At 51.3% G+C, this 7,947-nt stretch carries 7 protein-coding genes and 1 riboswitch; of the genes, 2 read left to right on the top strand and 5 right to left on the bottom strand.

Annotated features, from left to right (window positions below):
• Positions 1–154: 154 nt before the first annotated feature.
• Both murI and btuB read right to left on the bottom strand, forming a co-directional pair.
• Complete coding sequence (murI, locus tag D6029_RS21780; protein ID WP_120066765.1) at positions 155–1,021, bottom strand: glutamate racemase; 867 nt, start codon at positions 1,019–1,021, stop codon at positions 155–157.
• Positions 966–2,840: a TonB-dependent vitamin B12 receptor BtuB gene (gene btuB, locus D6029_RS21775; RefSeq protein ID WP_120066764.1), complete on the bottom strand. Its 1,875-nt coding sequence runs from the start codon at positions 2,838–2,840 to the stop codon at positions 966–968. Before btuB ends, murI begins: the two co-directional genes overlap by 56 nt.
• A gap of 66 nt (positions 2,841–2,906) precedes the next feature.
• Positions 2,907–3,094, bottom strand: a riboswitch (cobalamin riboswitch).
• A gap of 108 nt (positions 3,095–3,202) precedes the next feature.
• On the opposite strand from btuB, the gene trmA reads away from it, so the two are divergent.
• Positions 3,203–4,303, top strand: coding sequence for a tRNA (uridine(54)-C5)-methyltransferase TrmA (gene trmA, locus D6029_RS21770; RefSeq protein ID WP_120066763.1), 1,101 nt, complete (start codon positions 3,203–3,205; stop codon positions 4,301–4,303).
• 45 nt (positions 4,304–4,348) lie between these two features.
• On the opposite strand, the gene D6029_RS21765 is transcribed toward trmA, so the two are convergent.
• Positions 4,349–4,705 (bottom strand): YijD family membrane protein, encoded by a 357-nt coding sequence (locus D6029_RS21765; protein ID WP_120066762.1) that lies wholly within the window; start codon positions 4,703–4,705, stop codon positions 4,349–4,351.
• Between the two features lie 15 nt (positions 4,706–4,720).
• Positions 4,721–5,365 (bottom strand): HTH-type transcriptional repressor FabR, encoded by a 645-nt coding sequence (gene fabR / locus D6029_RS21760; RefSeq protein WP_120066761.1) that lies wholly within the window; start codon positions 5,363–5,365, stop codon positions 4,721–4,723.
• A 193-nt stretch (positions 5,366–5,558) separates the two neighbouring features.
• Here fabR and sthA point away from each other — a divergent pair, with 193 nt between their 5' ends.
• Positions 5,559–6,959 (top strand): Si-specific NAD(P)(+) transhydrogenase, encoded by a 1,401-nt coding sequence (gene sthA / locus D6029_RS21755; RefSeq protein WP_120066760.1) that lies wholly within the window; start codon positions 5,559–5,561, stop codon positions 6,957–6,959.
• On the opposite strand, the gene oxyR is transcribed toward sthA, so the two are convergent.
• Complete coding sequence (gene oxyR / locus D6029_RS21750) at positions 6,933–7,859, bottom strand: DNA-binding transcriptional regulator OxyR (RefSeq protein ID WP_120066759.1); 927 nt, start codon at positions 7,857–7,859, stop codon at positions 6,933–6,935. The two genes, sthA and oxyR, sit on opposite strands and share 27 nt — an antisense overlap.
• Positions 7,860–7,947 lie beyond the last annotated feature (88 nt).

Here is a 7,947-nt window from a genome sequence, read left to right as displayed (position 1 = left end):
TTTCCTCTTTCAGAGTCAAGCATTTATTTTCGCTTTTCGTCTGGCTGACGGGCCGGTTTGTAAGCCGTTATGCCGTGTCAGTGGAGGCGCAGTATAGGGATTTTCCGGAGGCTGACAACCCCTATTTTCAATTTTTATTTCAACCGTCGTTTTTTTATTCAAAATTGCTGCGAACTGCTAGTTTTTCGAGCCTTGGGAAGCCATAACGCTGCAAAACGGGTGTTAATTGTGCAATCTCAGGCGTAAGCCCCATACAGAAAGCAATATTCTCATCAGCAGATAATGCCTCTGGAGATTCATGCTCTAAAAGCCATACGGTGCGGCGAGCAATCGCAGCCCCTGAATCTATCAATCGAGTGCCTTCCGGAAGAACTTGCAGCAACTCTTCTTCTAATAGAGGGAAGTGAGTGCAACCCAATACCACTGTATCTGGCGGCTCTTTCATTTTCAGCCAAGGACGCAGAATTTTACGCAGCTCTTCGAGGTCCACCGGTTTCCCATGCAACTTGGCTTCCGCCAATTCCACCAGCTCGGCTGAACCTAGCATTTCGATTTTGCATTCTGATGCAAAGCGGGCGACCAGTTCGTGAGTATAAGGACGACGCACCGTGCCGCGAGTTGCCAGCAAGCCAACAACGCCATTCGTAGTCAGACGCGCAGCAGGTTTAATCGCAGGAACAACGCCGACAACTGGAAATGCGAACTTTTCACGGAGTGCAGGAAGCGAAACGGTACTCGCCGTATTACAGGCAATAATGGCGAGCGCGAGCGGGTAACGTTCCTGAACCGCAGTCACAATTTCGACTACGCGCTCAACAATAAACTCTTCGCTTTTCTCGCCATAGGGAAATGCCACGTTATCGAAGGCATAAATGTAGTGCAGGTCAGGCAGGAGCTGCCGGACTTCATCATACACAGAGAGCCCACCGACACCGGAGTCAAAAACCAGTACGGTGGGACGTGTATTAGAAGGTATAGCTGCCAGTGAGGTAGTACTCCCGTCCTGGGGTTTGATAGCCATAAACCGTCTCGTAATCTTTATCGAACAGGTTGGCGATTCTACCACGAACGGTTAGCTGTGAGGTGACCGGATATGATGCGGAAACATCCACCGTGCTGTAACTCGGCAAAATCTGCTGAGTATTGTTATAAGCAGAGGTGTTGTTGTCGTAACGTTTGCCGTAATACTGCCACGCCACATCCATATTGAGGTTAAACATCGTCCAGTCGAGTTGATACTTAGCCTGGCGCTTCGCACGGCGAGCCAGCACTTCATCGCTCTGATCATCACGCGGGTCCATATATTGGAGCGTGACTTTATGGGTAAAGATGCCGGTATCCAGGCTCCCCGTCCACTCAAGCCCTTTGATGGTCGCAGACTTGATGTTGTCGTAAGCGCCAGCATACGTCACCGGATCCGAATAGTAGGTAATTAGGTTATCAATGGTGTAGCGATAAGCCGACAAACGCCAGTCCAGCGGGCCGGTCAGCCCTTCAAGCCCGGCTTCCCATTGTTTGGACTCTTCTGGCTTCAGGTTTGGATTAGAGTCGATACCAAAACGTGTGGAACCAAACTGCTGCCCAAGCGATGGCGCAAGGAACCCGGTGCCGTAAGAAACGGTGGCACGATACCCTTCAACAAACTCCCAGCCTGCCGCCGTCTGCCATGTACCGTGCCAGCCGAACTGCTCGTCGTGATCTTCACGACCAGAGGCTTCAAGCGTCACATCACCAAACTGCTGCTGGCCGCTCAGATACACACCCGTATCATCGCGCTTGTAGGTATCAGACATAATGGTGTCGGAAGATGTCAGGCGCTGTTGCTGCCAATCCACACCCGCACTGATCGAGCCATTCCCCACAACAAAATTGTTGCCCCACTGGATATTACGCTGAGTCATATTGTCGAGCGTCGTACCATCGTTATAGCGGCCATACTCGCTGCTATAGTTGTAGTCCTTCACTTTTTGATAGCTAGCCAGCAGTTGCGAAGAATAGATTCCTGAATGGAAACGCAGGCCCGCATCGTAATTCTGATTATAGAGTTGATGCTCGTCCGCGCTATACGCAGGAGTAAAAGGAGGCGCACCTAGATCGTAATCGCTATTGTTGGTGTAACCGTAGGTACGGAAGAAACCATCAAACTCTTCGCTAAATTTATGCTCGAGGCCCGCCCAATAACTTTTGCTGCGGTAGCCATCGCGATCGTTATCACCGCTGTAAGTTGAGTGTGGCTGAACGTTGAAACCCTTGGTGGTTTCGTACGCGCCAGAAACGGTCGCGACCGTATCGCCAAAACGATGACGCAATGTGCCGTCATATTGCTGATAGCTATTAGAGCCAACGCCCGCATTAATCTGCGATTTTTGCTCGTCAGTCTGGGTAATAATATTAATTACGCCACCAATCGCACCGGAACCATAAACAGCCGAGCGCGGGCCGCGAATATATTCCACGCGTTGCACTAATGAGATAGGGATTTGGCTGATATCCGAGGAGTTGGAAATACCAGGTCGCGCGAGCGGTATACCATCCACCAGCACTAATACATGGCTCGCACTTGTGCCACGGACAAACATAGAAGAGCTTTGCCCCAAACCGCCATACTGCACGATATCCACGCCAGGCAAACGACGCATCACATCATTAAGCGATTTGGCCTGCCATTGATCGATATCTTCCCGGGTGACAACATCAGTCGGAGCCAGAACTGTATTCACAGGTTGCTGAAAACGATTAGCCGTTACGACCAGGTTTTCTTCAGAATTGCTGTCTTGCGCCCAGCCTGAAAAAGCCGTTACGGACAACGCCGTAAGCAGCGAAAGTTTTTTTAACTTCATTTATATAAGCATCCGCTTTCCAAAAAGGATGCCGCAGACATAACAAATAGCACGCGATAGTTATGCAGATTGCGACGTATACCGGCAGGTCTTCGGGCTTGGAGGCGTTTGTTATTGGATGATGACTTCCCACTTATATAAGCAGTGTCTGCACTTTGCACTCATCCCGCTCTTCCTTACCGCTGCGCGTCAGCCCCAGAATTACACTGGGTTCCCTTTTAACTTGTAAAAAGGCCGGAAACGCTATGCTACGATTTTGTTAATAAGCTTGTCTATAAGCATCAAAATGCAACAGGACTGGACATCACCAACCTATTCCCTACAATCGCCGCGTTGTTTGACTTTATTAACAGGTAGACGCCATGACCCCCGAACATCTTCCGATTGAACAATACGACGCGCAACTGGCCGAAAAAGTCGCCCGCTTGCAAAGCTTGATGGCGCCTTTTGCCGCGCCTGCGCCGGAGGTGTTCCGTTCGCCGGTCAGCCATTACCGAATGCGTGCTGAATTCCGCATCTGGCACGATGAAGACGACCTCTACCACATCATGTTTGACCAGGAAACAAAGCAGCGTATTCGGGTCAATACCTTCCCGGCAGCCAGTTCGCTGATCAACGCGTTGATGCCTGCGATGCTCGACGGCGTGCGTGATATTCCCGCGCTGCGTTATAAACTTTTCCAGATTGATTATCTGACCACAATGAGCAACCAGGCGGTTGTTTCATTGTTGTACCATCGCAAGCTGAATGAAGAGTGGCAAGAACACGCCCAGGCGCTGCGCGATAAGCTGCGCGCGCAGGGTTTCAACGTTCATCTCATTGGCCGTGCGACTAAAACCAAAATCGAGCTGGATCAGGATTTCATCGACGAGCGTTTGACCGTTGCCGGTAAAGAGATGATTTACCGCCAGGTTGAGAACAGCTTCACTCAGCCAAATGCGGCGATGAACGTTCAAATGCTGGAATGGGCGCTGGATGCGACGAAAGACTCGAGCGGCGATTTGCTGGAATTATATTGCGGAAACGGTAACTTCTCGCTGGCGCTGGCGCGTAACTTTAACCGCGTGCTGGCGACTGAAATCGCCAAGCCGTCAGTTGCTGCCGCGCAATACAACATTGAAGCGAATGAAATCGACAACGTGCAAATCATTCGTATGGCGGCAGAAGATTTTACCCAGGCGATGAACGACGTGCGCGAGTTTAACCGCCTGAAAGGCATTGACCTGAAAAGCTACCAGTGCGAAACCATTTTTGTCGATCCCCCGCGCAGCGGCCTGGATGCAGACACCGTGAAGATGGTGCAGGCGTACCCGCGGATTCTCTATATTTCCTGCAATCCGCAAACGCTGTGCGAAAATCTGGAAACACTGAGCGAAACCCATAATGTGTCGCGACTGGCGTTATTCGATCAGTTCCCGTACACGCATCATATGGAATGCGGCGTGTTGTTAACGCGTAAATAGCAAAACGGACGCCTCGGCGTCCGTTTTTGTTTCTGGCTCAGCTAATTATTCAGCGACCTGCGTTTTACGTGCCCGGACTTTAAAGCCAATCCAGAACAATAACGCCACTGAAAGCACCGATGGCAGGAAGTTAGAACCCATCGCCGGGTATTCAGCCCGCACCACCGCGCTATACAACAACACGCCCAGAACGAAACAAGCCGCTGCAATACTTGGCAGGCCAACCGGCATGGTGCGGTTTTGGTAGCGATGATGCAAACAGTAGACCGTCAGCACCAGCGTAATAAGGGGGAAAATAGAAAACGGCACAACCGAGCTAAACAGCGCGGCAAACGTTCCGTTAATCGCAAGGCCCGCGATAAACGCTAACCCGAGCGTACCTCTCTCTTGTAACTGTTTCATTGCTCTTCCTTTCAATCACTCTTCGGATATTTGAGCCAATGCCACTTTCTCTTGCTCCCGGCGATACCAGTAATACGCACCTTTTGAAATCATACGTAACTGAAGCACCAGTCGCTCTTCAAGCTGACGACGCTGATCGGCATCAACGTCCAACGCTTCGGCACCAGCACTAAAGACAATCGTCACCATCGCTTCAGCCTGCGCTTCAGTAAAACTGCGCGGCATGCGATTTTCGAGTTCCAGATAGTCCGCAAGTTCCGCAATAAAATGCTGAATTTCACGCGCGACAGCGGCGCGGAATGCGGAGGACGTTCCAGAACGCTCGCGCAACAGCAAACGGAATGCGTTGGGATTATTACCGATAAATTCCATAAATGTTGAGACAGAAGTTCGAATTACGCTCCCGCCTTTGGCAATTCGTTGGCGAGCCTGGCGCATTAACTGGCGCAGCATCAAACCGCTCTCGTCGACCATGGTCAGACCCAACTCGTCAACATCACGAAAATGGCGATAAAACGATGTTGGCGCAATTCCAGCCTCACGGGCGACCTCGCGCAAACTCAGGCTGGCAAAACTCCGTTCAGCACTTAATTGGCTAAACGCGGCTTCCACCAGAGAACGCCTGGTTTTTTCTTTTTGTTGCGCTCTTACACCCATCATCTTGCCTGAATCTCTTAAATCGACGTCGCACTATACCAGAGAATAACTTAACTGGTTTTATACGGGATTGTGAATGATTGTTTACGCGAGCTTGCTCGCGTAACGCAGCAAAAAGCACAACGACAATTGGGTTATCATGACGTTGATGTTACCATCGTGTTGCTTTTATGTATAAGAACAGGTAAGCCTTACCATGTCACACACCTACGATTATGACGCAGTAGTAATTGGTTCCGGCCCAGGCGGCGAAGGCGCTGCAATGGGGCTGGTGAAACTTGGAGCAAGGGTAGCGGTTGTTGAGCGCTACCATAACGTGGGTGGCGGTTGTACTCACTGGGGAACCATCCCCTCGAAAGCCCTCCGCCACGCCGTCAGCCGCATTATCGAATTTAATCAAAACCCTTTATACAGCGACCACACCCATCTTCTCCGTTCTTCCTTCGCCGACATTCTTAATCATGCCGACAGTGTCATTAACCAACAAACTCGTATGCGCCAGAGCTTCTATGAGCGTAACCGCTGCGAAATGTTGCAGGGCGATGCACGCTTTGTTGATGCTCACACCATCGCGCTGGAATGCCACGATGGCTCGGTAGAAATGATCACCGCCGAGAAATTCCTGATTGCCTGTGGCTCGCGCCCGTATCGCCCGCCGGAAGTCGATTTCTCGCATCCGCGCGTGTACGACAGCGATTCCATTCTTAACCTTCACCATGAACCTCGCCACGTCATTATTTATGGCGCGGGGGTGATTGGTTGCGAGTATGCGTCGATTTTCCGTGGCATGAACGTCAAGGTGGATTTGATTAACACCCGCGACCGCCTGCTGGCATTTCTCGATCAAGAGATGTCCGACTCGCTCTCTTACCACTTCTGGAATAGCGGCGTCGTTATTCGTCACAACGAAGAGTTTGAGAACATCGAAGGCGTGGAAGACGGCGTCATTGTCTCGCTGAAATCCGGCAAAAAAGTGAAGGCTGACTGCCTGCTTTATGCCAACGGACGCACCGGTAATACCGATTCATTGTCGCTGGAAAATGTCGGCCTGGAAGCTGATGGTCGTGGTCTGTTGAAAGTTAACAGCATGTACCAGACCGCACAGCCGCACATTTATGCCGTTGGCGATGTGATTGGTTATCCAAGTCTGGCATCGGCGGCTTACGATCAGGGTCGAATCGCCGCGCAAGCGATGGTCAAAGGCGAAGCGACGGCGCATCTGATTGAAGATATTCCGACCGGTATTTATACCATCCCGGAAATCAGTTCCGTCGGGAAAACCGAGCAGCAATTAACGTCGATGAAAGTACCGTACGAAGTGGGCCGGGCGCAGTTCAAGCATTTAGCTCGTGCACAAATCGTGGGTATGAACGTGGGTACGCTAAAAATTCTCTTCCATCGCGAGACGAAAGAGATTTTAGGTATTCACTGCTTTGGTGAGCGCGCGGCCGAGATTATTCACATCGGCCAGGCGATTATGGAGCAGAAAGGCGGTGGTAACACGATTGAGTACTTTGTTAACACCACTTTCAACTACCCGACCATGGCGGAAGCCTATCGGGTAGCGGCGTTAAACGGCTTGAACCGCCTGTTTTAACTCCGGTTCAAAATGGCCATCCATATGCGTGCGGATGGCCTCCGCCAGCTGCTCATAGCGGCCACGCAGCGGTGAACCAGGGCGATAAACCAGGCCGATGGTACGACGCGGTTCTGGTTTATAACATGGCAGATAAACCACGCCATCGCGGCAGCGTTCGTTCGGCACAGCCAGCGCCGGTAACAATGTGATACCGCTTCCGGCAGCGACCATATTACGCAGCGTTTCAAGACTGGTTGCACGGAAATGCGTGTCTTCTTCCGCACCCGCTTGAAAACAGAAACCTAACGCCTGGTCGCGCAGACAGTGCCCGTCTTCCAGCATCAAAAGCTTCTCACCCGCCAAATCTGACAACGGCACGCGGTCACGATCTGCCCACGGGTGATCCTGGTAAATCGCCAGCATCATCGGCTCATCAAACAGCGGCACTTCAATAAACGCTTCGCTCTCTTTCACCAGCGCCAGTATCGCACAATCGAGTTTTCCGCTATCAAGCTGCGCGAGCAGTTGATGGGTTTGCGCCTCGTGCAGATACATTTCTAGCTTCGGGAAGGTTTTATGCAACTCAGGAATAATCTGCGGTAACAGATAAGGCCCAACGGTTGGGATCAAGCCAATGTGCAGCGGCCCGGACATTGCCTCGCCCTGCTGGCTGGCCATCTCTTTAAGGACTTTTACTTCACGCAACACGGTGCGCGCCTGGTCCACCAGCAGCAAACCCGCCTGCGTGAACAAGACTTTACGACTGGTGCGCTCAAGCAGCATCACACCCAGTTCATCTTCAAGTTTACGAATTTGACCGCTCAGCGTGGGCTGGCTGACATGGCAGGAATCCGCTGCCCGACGAAAGTGACGATGCTCAGCAAGCGCCACCAGGTATTCTAGATCACGAATATTCATTCTCTATCCTCCGTCGCCATGATAGCTCATGGCGATAGAAAGCATACCAATGAACGATTATCCCTATCAACAGTTGATATTGAATAAT

The organism is Buttiauxella izardii, assembly GCF_003601925.1.
In the GTDB taxonomy this organism is placed as follows: Bacteria; Pseudomonadota; Gammaproteobacteria; order Enterobacterales; family Enterobacteriaceae; genus Buttiauxella; species Buttiauxella izardii.
The sequence above is the reverse complement of the archived record's forward strand: the minus strand, read 5'-3'. Positions and strand labels throughout refer to the sequence as shown.

Excerpts from the sequence above, each read along its gene's own strand:
- oxyR (WP_120066759.1), bottom strand. The coding sequence starts at position 7,859 with ATGAATATTCGTGATCTAGAATACCTGGTGGCGCTTGCTGAGCATCGT.
- btuB (WP_120066764.1), bottom strand. The coding sequence starts at position 2,840 with ATGAAGTTAAAAAAACTTTCGCTGCTTACGGCGTTGTCCGTAACGGCT.
- murI (WP_120066765.1), bottom strand. The coding sequence starts at position 1,021 with ATGGCTATCAAACCCCAGGACGGGAGTACTACCTCACTGGCAGCTATA.
- sthA (WP_120066760.1), top strand. The coding sequence starts at position 5,559 with ATGTCACACACCTACGATTATGACGCAGTAGTAATTGGTTCCGGCCCA.
- trmA (WP_120066763.1), top strand. The coding sequence starts at position 3,203 with ATGACCCCCGAACATCTTCCGATTGAACAATACGACGCGCAACTGGCC.
- D6029_RS21765 (WP_120066762.1), bottom strand. The coding sequence starts at position 4,705 with ATGAAACAGTTACAAGAGAGAGGTACGCTCGGGTTAGCGTTTATCGCG.
- fabR (WP_120066761.1), bottom strand. The coding sequence starts at position 5,365 with ATGATGGGTGTAAGAGCGCAACAAAAAGAAAAAACCAGGCGTTCTCTG.